General features: G+C 77.1%; 14 protein-coding genes. 7 read left to right on the forward strand and 7 right to left on the reverse strand.

Annotated elements, in window-relative coordinates; genetic code table 11:
* Positions 1 to 28 precede the first annotated feature (28 nt).
* Positions 29 to 685, reverse strand: a complete 657-nt coding sequence (locus ACYVO2_RS08685) for a maleylpyruvate isomerase N-terminal domain-containing protein (RefSeq protein ID WP_461007045.1) — start codon at positions 683 to 685, stop codon at positions 29 to 31.
* A gap of 230 nt (positions 686 to 915) precedes the next feature.
* On the opposite strand from ACYVO2_RS08685, the gene ACYVO2_RS08690 reads away from it, so the two are divergent.
* Together ACYVO2_RS08690 and ACYVO2_RS08695 are read left to right on the forward strand one after the other, a co-directional pair.
* The gene (locus ACYVO2_RS08690) at positions 916 to 1,890 is read left to right on the forward strand and encodes a fibronectin type III domain-containing protein (RefSeq protein ID WP_461007046.1); all 975 of its coding nucleotides are present in this window, start codon (positions 916 to 918) and stop codon (positions 1,888 to 1,890) included.
* Between the two features lie 303 nt (positions 1,891 to 2,193).
* Entirely contained in the window at positions 2,194 to 2,997 is an 804-nt protein-coding gene (locus ACYVO2_RS08695; RefSeq protein ID WP_461007047.1) for a helix-turn-helix transcriptional regulator, read from the forward strand.
* A gap of 28 nt (positions 2,998 to 3,025) precedes the next feature.
* On the opposite strand, the gene ACYVO2_RS08700 is transcribed toward ACYVO2_RS08695, so the two are convergent.
* Genes ACYVO2_RS08700 through paaA form a run of 5 tightly spaced genes read right to left on the reverse strand, consistent with a single transcriptional unit; the run spans position 3,026 to position 6,861 of the window.
* Positions 3,026 to 4,165, reverse strand: a complete 1,140-nt coding sequence (locus tag ACYVO2_RS08700; RefSeq protein ID WP_461007048.1) for a 2Fe-2S iron-sulfur cluster-binding protein — start codon at positions 4,163 to 4,165, stop codon at positions 3,026 to 3,028.
* Entirely contained in the window at positions 4,165 to 4,752 is a 588-nt protein-coding gene (gene paaD / locus ACYVO2_RS08705) for a 1,2-phenylacetyl-CoA epoxidase subunit PaaD (protein WP_461007049.1), read from the reverse strand. Before paaD ends, ACYVO2_RS08700 begins: the two co-directional genes overlap by 1 nt.
* The gene (paaC, locus tag ACYVO2_RS08710) at positions 4,749 to 5,474 is read right to left on the reverse strand and encodes a 1,2-phenylacetyl-CoA epoxidase subunit PaaC (RefSeq protein ID WP_461007090.1); all 726 of its coding nucleotides are present in this window, start codon (positions 5,472 to 5,474) and stop codon (positions 4,749 to 4,751) included. The genes paaD and paaC overlap by 4 nt, the downstream gene beginning before the upstream one ends.
* Positions 5,475 to 5,503: 29 nt before the next feature.
* Complete coding sequence (gene paaB / locus ACYVO2_RS08715; protein WP_461007050.1) at positions 5,504 to 5,806, reverse strand: 1,2-phenylacetyl-CoA epoxidase subunit PaaB; 303 nt, start codon at positions 5,804 to 5,806, stop codon at positions 5,504 to 5,506.
* Positions 5,803 to 6,861, reverse strand: coding sequence for a 1,2-phenylacetyl-CoA epoxidase subunit PaaA (gene paaA / locus ACYVO2_RS08720; protein WP_461007091.1), 1,059 nt, complete (start codon positions 6,859 to 6,861; stop codon positions 5,803 to 5,805). Before paaA ends, paaB begins: the two co-directional genes overlap by 4 nt.
* A 249-nt stretch (positions 6,862 to 7,110) precedes the next feature.
* Here paaA and ACYVO2_RS08725 point away from each other — a divergent pair, with 249 nt between their 5' ends.
* The 5 genes from ACYVO2_RS08725 to ACYVO2_RS08745 all read left to right on the forward strand — a co-directional run bounded on the left by ACYVO2_RS08725 (position 7,111) and on the right by ACYVO2_RS08745 (position 15,954).
* A complete protein-coding gene (locus ACYVO2_RS08725) occupies positions 7,111 to 8,667 on the forward strand; it encodes a class I adenylate-forming enzyme family protein (RefSeq protein ID WP_461007051.1) in 1,557 nt (518 codons plus the stop codon).
* Between the two features lie 117 nt (positions 8,668 to 8,784).
* Positions 8,785 to 10,533: an AMP-binding protein gene (locus ACYVO2_RS08730; RefSeq protein ID WP_461007052.1), complete on the forward strand. Its 1,749-nt coding sequence runs from the start codon at positions 8,785 to 8,787 to the stop codon at positions 10,531 to 10,533.
* Positions 10,530 to 12,065, forward strand: a complete 1,536-nt coding sequence (locus tag ACYVO2_RS08735) for an FAD-binding oxidoreductase (RefSeq protein ID WP_461007053.1) — start codon at positions 10,530 to 10,532, stop codon at positions 12,063 to 12,065. The genes ACYVO2_RS08730 and ACYVO2_RS08735 overlap by 4 nt, the downstream gene beginning before the upstream one ends.
* A gap of 205 nt (positions 12,066 to 12,270) precedes the next feature.
* Positions 12,271 to 14,466: an anthranilate synthase component I gene (locus tag ACYVO2_RS08740; protein WP_461007054.1), complete on the forward strand. Its 2,196-nt coding sequence runs from the start codon at positions 12,271 to 12,273 to the stop codon at positions 14,464 to 14,466.
* Between the two features lie 120 nt (positions 14,467 to 14,586).
* Entirely contained in the window at positions 14,587 to 15,954 is a 1,368-nt protein-coding gene (locus ACYVO2_RS08745) for a class II 3-deoxy-7-phosphoheptulonate synthase (RefSeq protein ID WP_461007055.1), read from the forward strand.
* Positions 15,955 to 16,199: 245 nt separating this feature from the next.
* On the opposite strand, the gene ACYVO2_RS08750 is transcribed toward ACYVO2_RS08745, so the two are convergent.
* A complete protein-coding gene (locus ACYVO2_RS08750) occupies positions 16,200 to 17,048 on the reverse strand; it encodes an NAD-dependent epimerase/dehydratase family protein (RefSeq protein ID WP_461007056.1) in 849 nt (282 codons plus the stop codon).
* Between the last annotated feature and the right edge of the window lie 12 nt (positions 17,049 to 17,060).

The raw sequence follows: 17,060 nt of genomic DNA on the forward strand, positions 1-17,060 counted from the left end.
GGCGCCGCCGCGTCCCCCGGGGTCCCGGTCACCCGACGACGAGCGGCAGTCGCGCGGCGAGCCCGCCCAGCGCGGCCCGCTCCGCCTCGGTCGGGGCGCGCCGTCCGGTGCCGACCAGCAGCGCGTCCTCGTCGGAGAGCGAGGCGGGGAACGCGGCCCCGGCGATCGCCTCCAGCATCCCGCGGGACCGGGCGAGCCCCTCGGCGGGCGGCCCCGCCACGCCCGGGAGGTGCGCGACCAGGTCCAGGTGGTGCAGCGTCCACTCCAGGACGTACGCGGTCAGGTAGTCGCCCGCGGTGAGGACCTGGCCGCGGGTGCCGACCCGCAGCCCCGGGTCGGCGAGCGCGGCGGCGCGGCCGGCGGCGGAGCCCACGTCGTCGAGGTGGAAGGTGAGCAGCCCCGGGTCCTGGTAGGCGGCGGCCAGCCGTACGGTCAGCGCGTCGAGCGGGTCGTCACCGGTCGGCGGCGCGTCGGCGACCTCCCAGTAGGTGACGGCGTCCCGGGTCGGCTCCCCCTCCGCGGGGGTCGCCAGGGTGATCAGGACGTCCTGCGCGTCGATGACCAGGTGGCACACCAGGTCCCGCACGAGCCAGCCGGCGCAGCCGGACGGCTGGGCGAAGGCCTCGTCCGGGAGCCCGGCGACCGCCGCGCGCAGCGCTGTCCACGAGTGTGCGAAGAGATCCACACCGGCACGGTAGTGCGGCGCCGGAACGGTGGACAAGCGGATACGGACGGGCCCTCGGGGCCGGGGCCCGCTCCCGTGCCCGCGGCGGGCGGGCGGCGGGGCGCGGGCGGTCTCGGGGCGCGGTCGCGCGGGTTCCACCGGGGGCCTCCATGGTCTTGATGTGCACACGGCGGCTGTGTCATACAGGTCTGGGACATCGCAAGTGTGGGCCAGTGCTGTCGACGGAAGGCATGTCCGTGAGGCGCGTACCGGGGTTGGTTGTACTGGCGTCGGCCGTGTGCCTGCTGGCGGCCGGATGCGGGTGGACGGACGACGAGGACTCGAAGCCGCCCACCGCGCCGTCCGGCGTCACGGCGGACGCCAGCAGCTCCTCCTCCGTCCATGTGATGTGGCGGCGGTCCACGGACAACACCGGCGTGACCGGCTACGAGGTGTACCGGGGCGGGAAGAAGGTCGCCCAGGTGCCGGGCGGGGCGCTGATGGTGGACGTCACCGGGCTGAAGCCGGCCACGGACTACCGGTTCACCGTCCTGGCGAGGGACAAGGCGGGCAACCGGTCGCCGCGCAGCAAGGAGGTGCCCGTCACCACGCTGCCCGAGTCCAGCAACGACCGGAAGGCGCCCACCACGCCCGGCAGCCCGCGGGCGACCGCCGACGGCGAGCGGGGCGCGACGCTGACCTGGGGGCGGTCCACCGACAACAACGCGGTGACCTCCTACGACATCCACCAGGGGGACACCAAGATCCACAGTGTGGGCGGCGACGAGACCACCGCGCGGATCACCTGGCTGCGGCCCGGCACGAGCTACACCTTCACCGTCAAGGCGCGCGACAGCGCCGACAACGTCTCCCCGGCGAGCCGCCCCGTGGGCGTGACCACGGCGGGCGAGCCCGAGGACGGCGCGGGGACAGCGCCGGGCGGCTTCGAGGTCACCCCGGTCGCCGAGAGCGGGGCGAGCTATCTGAAGCTGGCGTGGACCACGCCGGATGTGGACGGCGAGGTGACGGAGTACCAGATCTACTTCAACGGCGAGTTCGCCACCACGCTGATGTGGGGCAGCCAGGCGCCCGCGGGCAAGGCCACCTACAAGCTGCCGGTGCACAACGCCAAGCCGGGCACGGTCTACACGGTGAAGATGCGGGCGAAGCTGCCGGACGGCGAGTGGGGCGGCTTCTCGGCCCAGCGGACGGTGACCCTGCGGTAGACCCGCGGGGGGTTCACGGCGGGTCCGGCCGGTGCGCGGCGCCGGGGTGCGCGGCGGCCGGGGGCGCGGGTCCGCGGCGGGGGCGCCGGGGCGCCGGCCGGGCCGAAGGGATGCCCGGTGAGCGGTGCGGTCCCGCTCCGCGGCGGGCGCGGGCGGCGGCCGCGGTCGCGGCGGGGAGGGTGCCTCGCTCAGACATCGCTGGAATATCGCTCCCGTCACGCTCCGTCGCTGCTCGACCCGGCCCCGCCACATTCCCTCCCTGCCGCCGCACCGGCGGCGTTCCCCCTGGGATGAGGAGCCGCCATGACGAGTGCCAACACCGGGACACCGACCGAGGGCCGGCACGAGACGGTCCGGGCCCTGATCTACCACGCGGCGCGGGTGGGTGAGATCGCCCGGGCGCTGGGCGGCCGGGACGGCACTCGGGAGGTCGCGTCGCTGAGCGCTCAGGTGGCGCAGGCGGGGGACGCCGACGCGGCCGTGCGCCGGCTCACCCAGCAGGTCCAGCGGCGGGCGGTGCGGAGCTGGCTGTGCCTGTCGCCGCGCGACGCGAGCGGGCGCCGCCCGGAGGTGGAGGCGCTGCACGCCGCCCTGCTCCAGGGGCGGGCGCGGCCCCGGCTCATCGTGCCGCGCGCCCTGCTGGTGGACGAGGCCGAGCGCGGGCTGCTGCGGCCGTACGCGGCGATGGGCGCCCCGGTGCGGGTGTCCGCGCTGAGCCTGCCGGAGATGGTGGTGGTCGACGGTGTGGTGGCGGTGCTGTGCGAGCCGGGCGTGCAGGGGGCGCCGGCGGTGGTCACCGACCGGCCCGTGATCAGGGCCCTGGAGGCGCTGCTGGACACGGTGTGGGTGCAGTCCCCCGACGCGGGGCCGCTCCAGGAGTTGGTGGCCGCGGCGCCGCGGGAGACCGAGGACGGCGGCACCACCCTGTCCCGGGTGCTGGAGCTGCTGACCGCCGGGTGGACGGACGAGGCCGCCGCCCGGGAGCTGGGCTGCTCGGTGCGCACCTACCGGCGGCACGTCGCCGACCTGATGCGGCTGCTCCAGGCCAGATCGCGCTTCCAGGCGGGGGTGCGGGCCGCGCAGCGGCGGTTGACGGCGGCGCTCTAGGCGCCGCCGTCGCGCGTGCGGGGGCGGGTCAGGCCACGTCGAAGTCCAGGTCCACCGCCGCGGTGGCGGGCGTGGCCTGGCAGGTCAGGACGTAGCCGTCGGCGACCTCCCGCTCGGTGAGGGTGCGGTTGCGCGCCATCTCGGCCCGGCCCTCGACGACGCGCGCCCGGCAGGTCGCGCACACCCCGCTGCGGCAGGAGAACGGCAGCTCGGGGCGGTCGGCGAGGGCGGCGTCGAGGAGGGTCTGGCCGGGCCGCGCGCGCACGGTGCTGGTCCGGCCGCCGTGGCGCAGCGTCACCCGCGCGCCCCGGCCCGGCGGTCCGGGCCGGGGCCGGGGCGGCGGCGCGGCGGCCTCGTCGTCGTGGAACAGCTCCGTGCGCACGGCGGGCCCGGCCGCGCCGTGCTCGGCGAGCACCCCCTCGGCGGCGCGGACCATGGCGGCCGGGCCGCACACGAACCACTCGTCGACCAGGGCGGGCGGCACCGGGCCCGTGAGGAGGGCGCGCAGCGTCCCGGGGTCGAGGCGCCGCCCCGGCGGGCCGATCAGGTGGGTCTCGCGGGAGAACAGCCGCAGCAGGTTCAGGCGCGGCCCGTGGCGGTCCTTCAGGTCGGCGAGCTCCTCGGCGAACATGGCGGAGGCCGCGGTCCTGTTGCCGTACACCACGGTGAACGCGCTGGCGGGCTCGGTCTCCAGGGCGGCGGCCACCAGGGAGAGCACGGGGGTGACGCCGGAGCCCGCCACCAGCGCGGCGTAGCGGCGGGCGCGGCGCGGGTCCAGCGCGGTGGTGAAGCGCCCTGCGGGCGGCGCGGCGTCCAGGGTGTCGCCCGCGGCCAGCGTGCGGGCCGCGTACGGGGAGAACGCGCCGCCCTCGACGGTGCGCACCCCGATCCGCAGCAGGCCGTGCTCGCGCAGCAGGCGCGGGGTGGAGCACACCGAGTAGGCGCGGCGCACCTCGGTGCCGCCGAGGCGGGCGCGCACCGTCAGGTACTGGCCGGGCGAGAAGGCGAAGCGGTCCCGCAGCGCCTGGGGCACCCGGAGGGTCACGGCGACCGCGCTGCCGTCGTCGGCGGCCGGGGTGACGGCGGTGACCGGCAGGGCGGTGAAGCCGGGCGCGGCGGCGGGGCGGGCCGCCCCGGGGGTCGCGGGGGTGGCCGTGGGGGCGGTCATCAGTGGTCCTTGACGTGGTCGAAGGGCTCGCCGCAGGCCCGGCACCGCCACAGCGCCTTGCAGGCGGTGGAGCCGAAGCGGGCCAGCTCGGTGGTGTCGGCCGCCCCGCACCCGGGGCAGGCGGGGGCGGGCGCGGCCAGCGGGAGGAGGCGGGCGCCGCGGGGCGGGGCGGCCCCGGCGGGGGGCGGGGGCGCGATGCCGGCGGCACGGAGCTTGGCGCGGGCGGCCTCGCCGATCCAGCGGGTGGTCCACGGCGGTGACCACACGGTGTCGATGGTCACCCCGGGGTAGCCCGCGCCGCGCACGGCGGCCCGGATGTCGGCGCGGATGACGTCCATGGCGGGGCAGCCGGTGTAGGTGGGGGTGATGGTGACGTGGGCCCGGCCGTCGGGGCCGACGCGGGCCTCGCGCAGGATGCCGAGCTCCTCGATGGACAGCACCCGGATCTCCGGGTCCCTGACGGCGGCGAGCACCTCCCGCAGTCGGGCCGAGGCGTCGGCGGGCGGGGTGCCGGCGGGCGGCGGGGCGGCGTCCGGCGCGGCGGCGAGGTCGGCGGCGGGGTCGGGGGCGGGGTCGGCGGCGGTCACCAGCGGGCTCCCGGGTGGGCGCGGTGCAGGGCCTGCATCTCCGCCAGCAGGAAGCCGAACGCCTCGGTGTGCACGCCCTGGCGGCCGCCCATGGGCGCCCACTCGCCGTCCGGCACGCCCAGCCGCGCCTCCGCCAGTACCCGCTCGACACGCTCCAGCCAGGGCGCGCGCAGCCCCGCCGGGTCCACGCCGACGCCGCGGGCCACCGCCGCCTCGTCCACCGCGTCCGGGGTGAACAGCGCGTGGGTGTAGGGCCAGACCGCGTCCACCGCCCGCCGCATGCGGCGGTGCGACTCCTCGGTGCCGTCGCCCAGGCGCACCGTCCACGCGGCGGCGTGGTCGGCGTGGTAGGCGCTCTCCTTGACGGCCTTCGCCGCGATCGCGGCGAGCTCCGGGTCGGCGGAGGCGGCCAGCCGCTCGTACAGCAGCTCCTGGTGGACGGCGAGGAACAGCAGCTTGGCCATGGAGTGGGCGAAGTCGCCGTTGTCCAGCTCCACCAACTGGTGGTTGCCGAACTCGGCCTCGTCGCGGAGGAACGCCAGCGCGTCCTCGTCGCGGCCCCGGCCCTCCAGGCGCCCGGCGTGGCCGAGCAGGGCCCGGGCCTGCCCGAGCAGGTCGAGGGCGATGTTGGCCAGCGCCACGTCCTCCTCCAACTGCGGGGCGCGGGTGCACCACTGGACCATGCGCTGCGCGGCGATCAGCGCGTCGTCGCCGAGCCGCATGGGGTAGGCGGACGCCGGGTCGGGCTGCGTCACAGGTGCTCAGCTCCTTCGGGCAGGTCGAAGAAGTCGGGGTGCCGGTAGGGCTTGTCCGCGGCGGGCGCGAAGAACGGGTCCTTCTCGTCCGGGCTTGAGGCGGTGACCGCGGCGGCGGGCACCACCCACAGCGACACGCCCTCGCCGCGCCTGGTGTACAGGTCGCGGGCGTTGCGCAACGCCATGTGCGCGTCCGGGGCGTGCAGGCTCCCGGCGTGGGTGTGCGCCAGGCCGCGCCTGGGCCGCACGAACACCTCCCACAGCGGCCAGTCCCGGCCGGGCGCCGGTGCCGCGCTCATGCCGCGCTCCCTTCCGGCGCCGCGGTCCCGGCGGCCCCTTCCGCGGCCCGCCGCCTGGCGGCGTGGGCGGCGGCGGCCTCGCGGACCCAGGCGCCCTCCTCGTGGGCGCGGCGGCGGTGGGCGACGCGCTGCCGGTTGCACGGCCCGTCGCCCTTGATGACCCGGGTCAGCTCGGCGAAGTCCGGCGGGGTGAAGTCCCAGTGGCCGCGCTCCTCGTTCCAGCGCAGCGCGGGGTCGGGCAGGGTGACGCCGAGCACCTCGGCCTGGGGCACGCAGATGTCGACGAAGCGCTGGCGCAGCTCGTCGTTGGTGAACCGCTTGACGCGCCAGGCCAGCGACTGCTCGGAGTGCACCGACGCGTGGTGCGGCGGGCCGAACATGGCCAGCGCCGGGTACCACCAGCGGTCCACCGCCTCCTGCGCCATCCGCCGCTGCGCCTCGGTGCCGTGGGTGAGCGCCCACAGCGCGTCGAAGCCCTGCCGGTGGTGGAAGGACTCCTCCTTGCAGACGCGGACCATCGCCCGGGCGTAGGGGCCGTAGGAGGAGCGGCACAGGGGGACCTGGTTGACGATGGCGGCGCCGTCCGTGAGCCAGGCCAGGGCGCCGGTGTCCGCCCAGGTCAGGGTGGGGTAGTTGATGAAGGACAGGTACCGCTGGCGGCCGGTGTGCAGCGCGTCGAGCAGCTCGGCGCGGTCCGCTCCCAGCGTCTCCGCGGCGGCGTACAGGTACAGGCCGTGCCCGGCCTCGTCCTGGACCTTCGCCAGCAGGATCGCCTTGCGGGCCAGGGACGGGGCGCGGGTGAGCCAGTTCGCCTCCGGCTGCATGCCGACGATCTCCGAGTGGGCGTGCTGGGCGATCTGGCGGACCAGGGTGCGGCGGTAGCCGTCGGGCATCCAGTCGCGGGGCTCGATCTTCTCGTCCCTGGCGATGACGGCCTCGAAGTGGGCCAGCAGCCGGGCCTCCTCGTCCGGGCCCGGCCCGCAGGCGGGGCCGGTGCGGGCCGGCGCGGGGCGCGGCCCGGTGAGCGCGGCCTCGGCCGCCTCGACCTCGGCCAGGAGTCCGTCCCCTCCGGGCGGCGCGGGGGCGCGCGGCTCGTCGTCCTCCACCGGTGCTCCTCCGTTTCGTGCCGTGGCGGTGCTCGGTCGCCACGAACGTAGCCAGCGGCCGCGCCGCGCCCCGGCCGCGCTGGCAGCCACCTGCCACCCGGTGGCGCAGGCGCGACAGCAAGCTGCCAGAAATCCCCGGCCGCTCGAGGCGGCGTCGAACACTCGGTGAGGCCAAAGCACGACGCGAGGGAGTTGCGAGTGCCCAGGGACAAGGGTTTCTACATCGGTTTGATGTTCGACGAGGCGGCGGCCGCGCACGGCTCGGCCCCGGTCGTACTGGACACACCGCTCCAGGTGGCGCCCGGAGGGGGGACCCGCTGGACGGTGGGCGGCCTGGCGGACCTGGTCCGGGACCTGGCGGGCCGGCTGGTGGCGGCGGGGGTGGCCCGCGGGGACCACGTCGCGGTGTACAAGACGAACAACTTCGACATCGCGCTGCTCGCCGCGGCGGCGCAGCGCGTGGGCGCGGTCCCGGCGCTGCTCTCGCCGATGCTGGACGGGCCGACCGCGACCCGGCTGCTGGAGCGGCTCGACCGCCCGTGGCTGCTCACCGACGCCGACCACCTGGCCGCCACGGGCGTGGACCCGTCGCCGGCCCGCGGGGTGCTGCTCGGCGCAGGCGAGGCGACCGGTCCGCGGACGGCGGCCCTGGGCGCGCTGCGGCCCGCGCCGCTGACCGGCACGGGCGTGGTGCGCCCGCACGAGCCCGCGTTCATCAGCCACACCTCGGGCACCACGGGGCTGCCCAAGCTGGTGGTGCAGACGCCCGACGCGCTGTGGCGGCGGCTGCGCGTCCAGCGCATCGTGGCGTCGCGGACCTGGAAGCGGGAGTCGGTGGCGCTGTGCGTCAGCTTCGTCCACGCCCGCTTCTACAGCGCCCTGTACCTGGGCATCTCCTACGGCAACCCGCTGCTGGTGGCCGTGGACGCCTCCCCGGGGTCCATCGGGCCGCTGTTCGCGCGACACCGCCCCGGGGTGGTGGAGACCCAGCCGAACACCTTCGTCGACTGGGAGGAGCTGGCCGCGGCCGAGGGCCGCCCGCTGGCGAACGTCCGCTACTACAACGCCACCTTCGACGCGCTGCACCCGCGCACCGTGCGGACCCTGCTGGGCGCGTCGGACCGCCGCTCGCCGAAGTTCTTCCAGCTCTACGGCCAGTCGGAGACCGGGCCCGTCGCGGGCGGCTGGACCACCCTGCGCGGCGTGAAGAGCGGGGCGGGGCGCGGCGTGGGCCGGCCGCTGCCCGGCGTGGTGCGGATGCGGGTCGTGGACGACGACGGCAGGCCGGTGCGCCGGGGCGCGGTCGGCCACATCGAGGTCAGGAGCCGCACCCTGGCCCGCACCTACCTCGGGGAGGACGAGCGGTTCCGGCGGCAGTTGCACGACAACTGGTGGCGCATGGGCGACATGGGGTTCCGGGACGCGCTGGGCCGGCTGCACCTGCTGGACCGGGAGGTGGACCGGATCGACGCCGTGGACAGCAACCTGCGCGTCGAGGACGAGCTGATGGCCAGGCTGCCGGAGCTGCGGGAGATCGTCCTGGTGCCGTCCGGCGGCGGCAGGCCGGTGCCGGTGGTGTGCACCCGCGACGACGCGCCGCTGGACCCGGTGCGGTGGAAGGCGGCGCTGGCCGGGCTGCCCGAGATGGAGGAGGTGCGGCAACTGCCATTCGACCGGGTGCCGCGCACCGCCACCTGGAAGGTGCGGCGCCCCGAGCTGGCGCGGCTGCTGGCCGAGGACGGCGCCCGTGGCTGAGCGGCGCACGGCGGGGCGCGGCGGCCCGCCGCCGGCCCCGGCCGCAGCCCGCGGCGCACCCCGCGCACCCCGCGCGTCCTCGAGCGCCCTCGTCCACGCAGGAGTCATGGAGGAGCCATGGAGCCGCTGACCGCCGCCGCGCAGGACGCGCCCGCGCCCCCCGCGGCGGTCCGCCCGCAGTCGCCCGCCCCCGCGGCGCCCGCCGCGCCCGGAGGGCTCTCCCCGTCCGGCCACCTGGACACCTTCGCCCGCGACCACCTGCCGCCGCCCGCCCAGTGGCCGGTGTTCCTCGAGGACCTGCCGGAGCTCCGTTACCCGGCGCGGCTGAACTGCGCGGAGGAGCTGCTGGACGGGACGGTGCGCCGGCTCGGCGGGCACCGGCCGTGCCTGTACGACGCGGCCGGCCGGATGTGGACGTACGCCGAGCTGGCCGACCGCGTCGAGCGGATCGCGCGGGTGCTGGTGGAGGACCTGGGCGTGGTGCCGGGCAACCGGGTGCTGCTGCGCGGGCCCAACGAGCCGTGGCTGGCGGCGTGCTGGCTCGCCGCGGTCAGGGCGGGCGCGGTGGTGGTGACGACGATGCCGCTGCTGCGCGCCGGCGAGCTGCGCACCATCGCCCGCAAGGCCCGGGTGGACCTGGCGCTGTGCGCGGACGGGTACACCGACGAGCTGCTGCGCGCGGCCGTGCCGGGGCTGCGGGTGGTCCGCTACGGCGCTGACTCCGAGCTGGCGCGCCTGGCCGAGGAGGCAAAGGGCGGCCTGCCCGCCGCGGCGACCGCCGCCGACGACGTGGCGCTGATCGCCTTCACCTCGGGCACCAGCGGCGAGCCCAAGGCGACCATGCACTTCCACCGCGACGTGCTGGCCATCGCCGACACCTTCTCCGCGCACGTGGTGCGGCCCCGCCCCGACGACCTGTTCACCGGCAGCCCGCCGCTGGCGTTCACCTTCGGTTTGGGCGGGCTGCTGGTCTTCCCGCTGCGGGCGGGCGCCGCGGCGCTGCTGCTGGAGCGGGCCACGCCGCGCGAGCTGTTCACCGCGGTCGGCACGCACCGGGCGACGGTGCTGTTCACCGCCCCCACCGCCTACCGGGCCGCGCTGCGCGAGATCGACCGCTACGACCTGTCCTCGCTGCGGCGGTGCGTCTCCGCGGGCGAGGCGCTGCCCGCGGACACCTGGCGGGCCTTCCACGAGGCCACCGGGCACCGCGTCATCGACGGCATCGGCTCCACCGAGATGCTGCACGTGTTCATCTCGGCCGCGGACGACGACATCCGCCCCGGCGCGACGGGCCGGCCGGTGCCGGGCTTCCGGGCCCGCGTCGTGGACGGCGCCGGGCGGGAGGTGCCCGACGGGGTGCCGGGCCGCCTGGCCGTGCAGGGCCCGACCGGCTGCCGCTACCTGGCCGACGACCGGCAGCGCGCATACGTCCAGGGCGGCTGGAACATCACCGGGGACACCTACGTCCGGGACGCCGAGGGGTACTTCTGGTACCAGGCCCGCTCCGACGACATGATCGTGACCTCCGGCTACAACGTCGCCGCGCCCGAGGTGGAGCAGGCCGTGCTGCGGCACCCGGCGGTCGCCGACTGCGCGGTCATCGGGGTGCCCGACCCGGAGCGCGGCAGCGTCGTCAAGGCCGTCGTCGTGCCCGCCGAGGGCCACATGCCCGGCTGCGCCCCGGCCGCCGAGGAGCTCGCGGCGAGCATCCAGGCCCGGGTGAAGGCGGACATCGCCCCCTACAAGTACCCGCGGCTGGTGGAGTTCGTCACCGAACTGCCGCTCAGCAGCACGGGCAAGCTGCGGCGCGGCGTGCTGCGCGAGGCGCACACGGCCCGCCCCCCGCACCAGGAGGAGAAGGGATGATTCGCAGAAGAGCGCTGCTCACCGCAGGAGCGGCCACCTCCCTCGCCGCGTCGGGGCTGACGCTCACCGGCGCCGCGGGCGCGGCCGGCGGCCGGACACGCGGCGGCCGCGTCCCCTGGGACAGGCTGCGGACGGCGATCCGCGGCGACGTGGTGCTGCCCGGCGACGCCGACTACGCGCGGGCCAGGCAGCTCGCCAGCGCCCAGTTCGACGACGTGCGCCCGCGGGCGGTGGTGTACTGCGAGACCGACCGGGACGTGCGCACCACGCTGCTGTTCGCGCAGGACACCGGGCTGCACACGGCGGTGCGCAGCGGCGGGCACGGCTTCACGGGGTGGTCCACCACCGAGGGCCTGGTGCTCGACGTGTCCCGGATGCGCCGGATCCGGGCGGGCCGCTCCACCGTCAGGCTCGGGCCCGGCGCGCAGGCCGTGGACGTGGTGGCGGCGCTGTCGCCGCTCGGCGTCACCGTGCCCGCCGGGTTCTGCCCGACGGTCTGCCCCGGCGGGTTCGTCACCGGCGGCGGCATGGGCTGGCAGTTCCGCAAGTACGGCCCCACCTCCGACCGGCTGGTCTCCGCCCGGGTGGTGCTCGCCGACGGCCGGATCGTCACCGCGTCCCGGGAGCGCCACGCCGACCTGCTGTGGGCGCTGCGCGGGGGCGGCGGCGGCAACTTCGGCGTGGTCACCGACTTCGAGCTCGCCCCGACCCGGGAGGACCGGGTGGTGACCTTCGACCTGACCTGGCCGTGGCACCTGGCCGACCGGGTCCTGGCGAGCTGGCAGGAGTGGGCGGCGGCGGCACCCGCGTCGCTGGCGCCGCGCGCCGGGGTCCTGCTCCGCGACGCCGGGGCGGGCACCGCGCCCACCGTCATGGTCATGGGCGCGCACTTCGGCGCGGAGAGCGAGCTCACCGCGCTGCTGGCCGAGCTCACCGCCGACATCGGGCGGCCCCCGGACACCGCCGTCGTCGCCGAGCGCGGCTACCGGGAGGCGATGATGCGGCTGTTCGGCTGCGAGGACTCCTCCGTCGAGCAGTGCCACGTCACCGGCAGCAACCCGGAGGCGCTGCTGCCGCGCACCACCTGGGTGCGGCACCGCAGCCGCATGTTCGACCGGCGCGTGCCCGGCTCCGGCGTCGCGGACATGCTCGCGGCGTTCGACGCCGACCGCAGGGCCGGGCAGTACCGCTGGCTGGGCTTCGTCGCGCTGGGCGCCAACGCCGACCGGCTCCGGCCGGGCGACACCGCCTACGCCCACCGGGGCGCCGGCCTGTTCGCCGTGTACACCGTCGGCCTGGGCAGCCCCCGGCCCGGCGCGGAGGACCTGGCCGCGGCGGCGGCCTGGGTGGACGGCGGCTTCGCCGCCATGGACCCGCACTCCTCCGGCGGCACCTACGTCAACTACCCCGACCCCGGCCTGACCGACTGGCCGCGCGCCTACCACGGCGCGAACCTGCCCCGGCTGTCCGCGGTGAAGCGGGCCTACGACCCGTACGGCTTCTTCCGCTTCCCGCACGCCGTCCCGGCCTGACCCCGGGCCCGGCAGCCCGGCCGTCCCGCGGCCCGGCAGCCCGGCAGTCCCACGGAGGCGTCCCCCCGCGGCCCGACGGCCCGCGGGGGGTGTCCCCCGGGCGCGGTTCCCCGCGTCCCCGTCACCCTCACGGCCCGGCCGCGGCCCGACCCCGCGGCCGGGGTCCCGCACGCCCGTGACCCGCGTACCGAAGGTGAGTCCCCCCATGTCCTTGCTGGAGTCGGCGGGCAGCTTCCCCGCCCAGGTGAGCGCGCCCGAGCGGTGGACCACGCCCGCCGGTGTGGCGGTGCGCCGCCGCACCGAGCACACCGGCGGTGCCGCCGCCGCCCGGGCCCGGCTGGAGAGCGCCCTGGACCTGCGGCGCGGCATGCTGCTCCACCGCGGCCCGCGGCGGGCCGTCGGCTACCTCGATCCGCCCGTCGAGGTGGTCCTCGGCGCGGAGCGGCTCACCCTGCGCGCGCTGAACTCCCGCGGCACGGTATTGCTGCCCGCGCTGCGCGACGCCGTCGCCGCGGGCTGCGACCTGGAGCGGGCGGACGCCACCCGCGTCGTCGGCCGGGTGCGGCCCGGCGCCGGCGTCTTCGCCGAGGAGGAGCGCACCCGGCACGCCGGGGTGTTCCGCGCCGTGCGGGCCCTGCTGCGCGCCCTGGCGGCGCCGGACGACAGGCTGCTCGGCCTGTACGGCGCCTTCGGCTACGACCTGCTGTTCCAGGTCGATCCGATCCCGCTGCGCCTGCGGCGCGACCCGCGCGACCGCGACCTGGTGCTGCACCTGCCCGACGAGATCCACGAGTTCGACCTGGAACTCGACCACGCGCTGCGCCACACCTACGAGTTCACCGCGGCCGGCCGGGACACCGAGGGCCTGCCGCGCTCCACCCCGGCCACCCGCTTCACGCCCGGCGTCCCCGAGCGGGAGCGGGACCACGAGCCGGGCGAGTACGCCCGGGTCGTCGAGCGCGCCGAACCGCTCTTCCGCTCCGGCCACCTGTTCGAGGTGGTGCCCAGCCAGGTGTTCCACCGCGCCTGCGCCGAGCCGCCCTCGGCCGTCTTCCGGCGACTGCGGCGGCAGAACCCGGCCCCGCACAGCCTGCTGGCGAACCTCGGCGACGGCGAGTACCTGGTGGGCGCCTCCCCGGAGATGTTCGTGCGGGTGGCCGAGCGGCCGGGGCGGCAGCTCGTGGTGGAGACCTCACCGATCAGCGGCACCATCGCGCGGGGCCGCGACGCGGTCGAGGACGCGCTGCGGGTGCGCCAGCTCCTCGGCTCCGTCAAGGAGGAGTCGGAGCTCACCATGTGCACGGACGTGGACCGCAACGACAAGTCGCGGGTGTGCGTGCCGGGCACCGTGCGGGTCACCGCCCGCCGCCGCATCGAGATGTACTCCACCCTCATCCACACCGTGGACCGCGTGGAGGGCCTGCTCGCGCCGGGGCGCGACGCCCTGGACGGCTTCCTCGCCCACCTGTGGGCGGTCACCGTCACCGGCGCGCCCAAGCTGGCCGCGGTGGAGTTCATCGAGCGCGAGGAGCGCTCGCCGCGCCGCTGGTACGGCGGCGCGGTCGGCAGGCTCACCTTCGACGGGGGCGCCGACACGGTGCTGACCCTGCGCACCATCCAGATCCGCGACGGCGTGGCCACCGTGCGGGCCGGGGCGACCCTGCTGTACGACTCCGTGCCCGAGGCGGAGGAGGCCGAGACCGAGCTGAAGGCCAAGGCGCTGCTGCGGGCCCTCGACCCGCCCGCGGCCCGCCCGGCGCCGGCCCCGGCGGCCCCGTCGCCGGGAGCGGCGGGCGGGCCGGGCGCGGGGCTGCGGATCCTGATGGTGGACCACCGGGACTCCTTCGTCCACTGCCTGGCCGCCTATCTGCGGCAGACCGGGGCCGCCGTCACCACCTACCGCAGCGGCGGCCATCTGCCCGTGGTCGAGCGGGAGCGCCCCGACCTGCTGGTGCTCTCCCCCGGCCCCGGCCGCCCCGCGGACTTCGGCCTGGCCGCCACCCTGGAGCAGGCCGAGCGGCTGGGCATCCCGGTGTTCGGGGTGTGCCTGGGGCTGCAAGGGCTCGTCGAGTACTTCGGCGGCCGGCTCGGCGTCCTGGCCGTGCCCGTGCACGGCAAGCAGTCGCAGGTCCGGGTCACCGACCCCGGCAGCCGGCTGCTGGCGGGGCTGCCCGAGCGGTTCGACGTCGGCCGCTACCACTCGCTGCACGCCTCCACCGCCCGGATGCCGGGGGAGCTGCGGGTGACCGCGGAGACCGGTGACGGCGTGGTGATGGCCGTGGAGCACCGCGAACTGCCGTTCGCCGCGGTGCAGTTCCACCCGGAGTCGATCATGACGGCGGGCGGCGGCGCCGGGCACCTCGTCATCGCCAACGCGGTGTCCTCACTGGCCCGCAGGTAACCGGCCCGCCCCCTCGGAGCCCCTCCGGCCCGGTGGCTCCGACGCGCCATGCCCACTTCCGCACCCGTACGGCACCCGGAGAGGAGAGCGGTGGCGGGCCGGACACCGCGCCGAAGCCGAATGACCCTCACCGACCTGTGCCCGCCCGCCCCGCCCGCGCCGTCCGCGCCGTCCTGGCACGCCCTGCCCGCGGAGCAGCAGCCACCGTGGCCCGACCCGGCGGCCCTGCGCGCCGCCGTGGCCGAACTCGCGGCGCTGCCGCCGCTCACCCCGCCCGAGGAGTGCGACCGGTTGCGCGACCGGCTGGCCGCGGCGGCCCGCGGCGAGGCGTTCGTGCTCCAGGGCGGCGACTGCGCCGAGACGTTCGCCGACCTCACCGCCGAGCGGGTGCGGGCCAAGGTGCAGACGCTGCTCCAGATGTCCACCGTGCTCAGCTACGCGTCCTCCCTGCCCGTGGTCACCGTGGCCCGGATGGCCGGCCAGTTCGCCAAGCCGCGCTCCCGGCCCACCGAGACCCGCGACGGGCGCGCCCTGCCCGTCTACCGGGGCGACGCGGTCAACGGGGCCGCCTTCACCGCCGAGGCCAGGACCCCCGACCCGGCCCGGCTGCTGCGGGCCTACCACGCCTCGGCCGCCACGCTGAACCTGGTCCGCGCCTACACCCACGGCGGCGCCGGCGACCTGCGCCGCCTGGGCGAGTGGAGCCCCGACTTCGCCGACCTGGCGCCGGCCGCGCCCCGCCACCGCGGGCTCGCCCGGGACATCGACGCGGCGCTGCGCTTCCTGTCCGCGCGCAGCGCCGCCACCACCGCGCCGACCGAGCTGTTCACCTGCCACGAGGCGCTGCTGCTCGACTACGAGACGGCCCTCACCCGCGCCGACGCCCGCACCGGCGCCGCCTGGGACTTGTCCGCCCACATGGTGTGGATCGGGGAGCGCACCCGCGGGCTCGACGGCGCGCACGTCGCGTTCGCCGCGGGCGTGCGCAACCCCGTGGGCGTCAAGCTCGGCCCCACCGCCACCGCCGACGAGGTGCTGGCGCTGATCGACCGCCTCGACCCGCACCGCGAACCGGGACGGCTCACCCTGATCACCCGGATGGGCGCCGGCCGCGTCCGGGACCGGCTGCCCGAGCTGGTGGAGAAGGTGACCGCGGGCGGCGCGCCGGTGGTGTGGGTGTGCGACCCCATGCACGGCAACACCTTCACCGCGGCGACCGGCCACAAGACCCGCCGCTACGAGGACGTCCTGGACGAGGTCACCGGCTTCTTCGAGGTGCACCGCGCCCTCGGTACCCACCCCGGCGGCCTGCACCTGGAGCTGACGGGCACCCGGGTCACCGAGTGCCTGGGCGGGGCGGAGGAGCTGACCGAGGACGACCTGCCCCTGGCCTACGAGTCCGCCTGCGACCCCCGGCTGAACCGGGCCCAGGCGCTGGAACTGGCCTTCGCCACCGCCGACCTGCACCGCCGCGCGGCGGGGCGCTGACCCCCGGCCGCGGCCGGCGGCCCCGGGAGGGGGCGCCGGCCGCGGAGGGCCGGCGCGGGTGCGGAGAACACCCGCGGGTGCGGAGGACACGCGGCCGTGCCCGCCCGCCGCACCCGGTCGGGCGCGGTGGGCGGGCAGGTGGGCATGCGGGGCCGCGGACGCCGGCCCACGCCCGGTGCCGCGGCCCCGCCCGGCGCGCCCGGTCACGGTCGCATGCCCGGTCTCCCGTGCCGGGCGCGGCCGTCTCAGACCTGGTGGAAGAAGCCGGTCCGCCAGGTCGGGTGCAGGGGCTCCCAGCCCAGTTCGCGGGCGCGGGTGTTGCGGGCGCCGCGCTCCCAGGGCGCTCCGCCGGCGGTGGGCTCGGGGGCCTCCGCGCCCACGGCCTTGGCCAGCACCGGGACCCACTCGCGGGCGGCGGCGGGCTCGTCGTCCACCACGTTGACCGGGCCGGACGGCCAGGCCAGCGCCGCGACCGCGGCCCGCGCCGCGTCGTGGACGTGCACGAACGACGACACGCCGCCGTTCGCGGGCAACTGCCCCTGGGCGGCCTTGGCCGCCATCATGCCGCCGGGCGCGTACCAGGTGCCGGGGCCGTAGAAGGTCCCGTACCGCAGCACCACGTACTCGTCGATCTCGGCCACGGCCGACTCCAGCGCCGTGACGCCGCCGATCGTGGTGGCCCTCGGCTCGGGCGCGCCGGTGTCGAGCGGGGTGCTCTCGTCGGCGGGGGTGTCGCCGGCCTCGTACGCCCACGAGATGGACTGCGCGACGATCCGCCGCACCCCCGCCCGCTTCGCGGCGCCCACCAGGCCGCGGGTGCCCTCCCTGCGGATCCGCGCGTTGTCCACGGGGCTGCCCCCGGACAGCGCGGTGAGCTGGTGCACGATGACGTCGGGCGCCGCGGCGGCCACGACGTCGGCCACCGCCGGCGGGTCGAACACGTCCAGCAGTTCGCCGCGGGCCCCCTGGGCGCGCAGCCACTCCACGCCCCCGGTGGTGCGGGAGCCGCCGGTCACCTCGTGCCCCGCCCGGACCAGCATCGGCACGAGCTGCCGTCCGATGGCCCCGGTACCGCCGACGATGAAGACGCGCATGAGTTCGACACT

The organism is Streptomyces capparidis (assembly GCF_054782095.1).

What these genes read in the sequence shown, in the direction of transcription:
- ACYVO2_RS08690 (WP_461007046.1), top strand. Translation starts at nt 916, where the DNA reads ATGTCCGTGAGGCGCGTACCGGGGTTGGTTGTACTGGCGTCGGCCGTG.
- ACYVO2_RS08695 (WP_461007047.1), top strand. Translation starts at nt 2,194, where the DNA reads ATGACGAGTGCCAACACCGGGACACCGACCGAGGGCCGGCACGAGACG.
- ACYVO2_RS08700 (WP_461007048.1), bottom strand. Translation starts at nt 4,165, where the DNA reads ATGACCGCCCCCACGGCCACCCCCGCGACCCCCGGGGCGGCCCGCCCC.
- paaC (WP_461007090.1), bottom strand. Translation starts at nt 5,474, where the DNA reads ATGCGGCTCGGCGACGACGCGCTGATCGCCGCGCAGCGCATGGTCCAG.
- paaB (WP_461007050.1), bottom strand. Translation starts at nt 5,806, where the DNA reads ATGAGCGCGGCACCGGCGCCCGGCCGGGACTGGCCGCTGTGGGAGGTG.
- ACYVO2_RS08730 (WP_461007052.1), top strand. Translation starts at nt 8,785, where the DNA reads ATGGAGCCGCTGACCGCCGCCGCGCAGGACGCGCCCGCGCCCCCCGCG.
- ACYVO2_RS08735 (WP_461007053.1), top strand. Translation starts at nt 10,530, where the DNA reads ATGATTCGCAGAAGAGCGCTGCTCACCGCAGGAGCGGCCACCTCCCTC.
- ACYVO2_RS08740 (WP_461007054.1), top strand. Translation starts at nt 12,271, where the DNA reads ATGTCCTTGCTGGAGTCGGCGGGCAGCTTCCCCGCCCAGGTGAGCGCG.
- ACYVO2_RS08745 (WP_461007055.1), top strand. Translation starts at nt 14,587, where the DNA reads ATGACCCTCACCGACCTGTGCCCGCCCGCCCCGCCCGCGCCGTCCGCG.
- ACYVO2_RS08750 (WP_461007056.1), bottom strand. Translation starts at nt 17,048, where the DNA reads ATGCGCGTCTTCATCGTCGGCGGTACCGGGGCCATCGGACGGCAGCTC.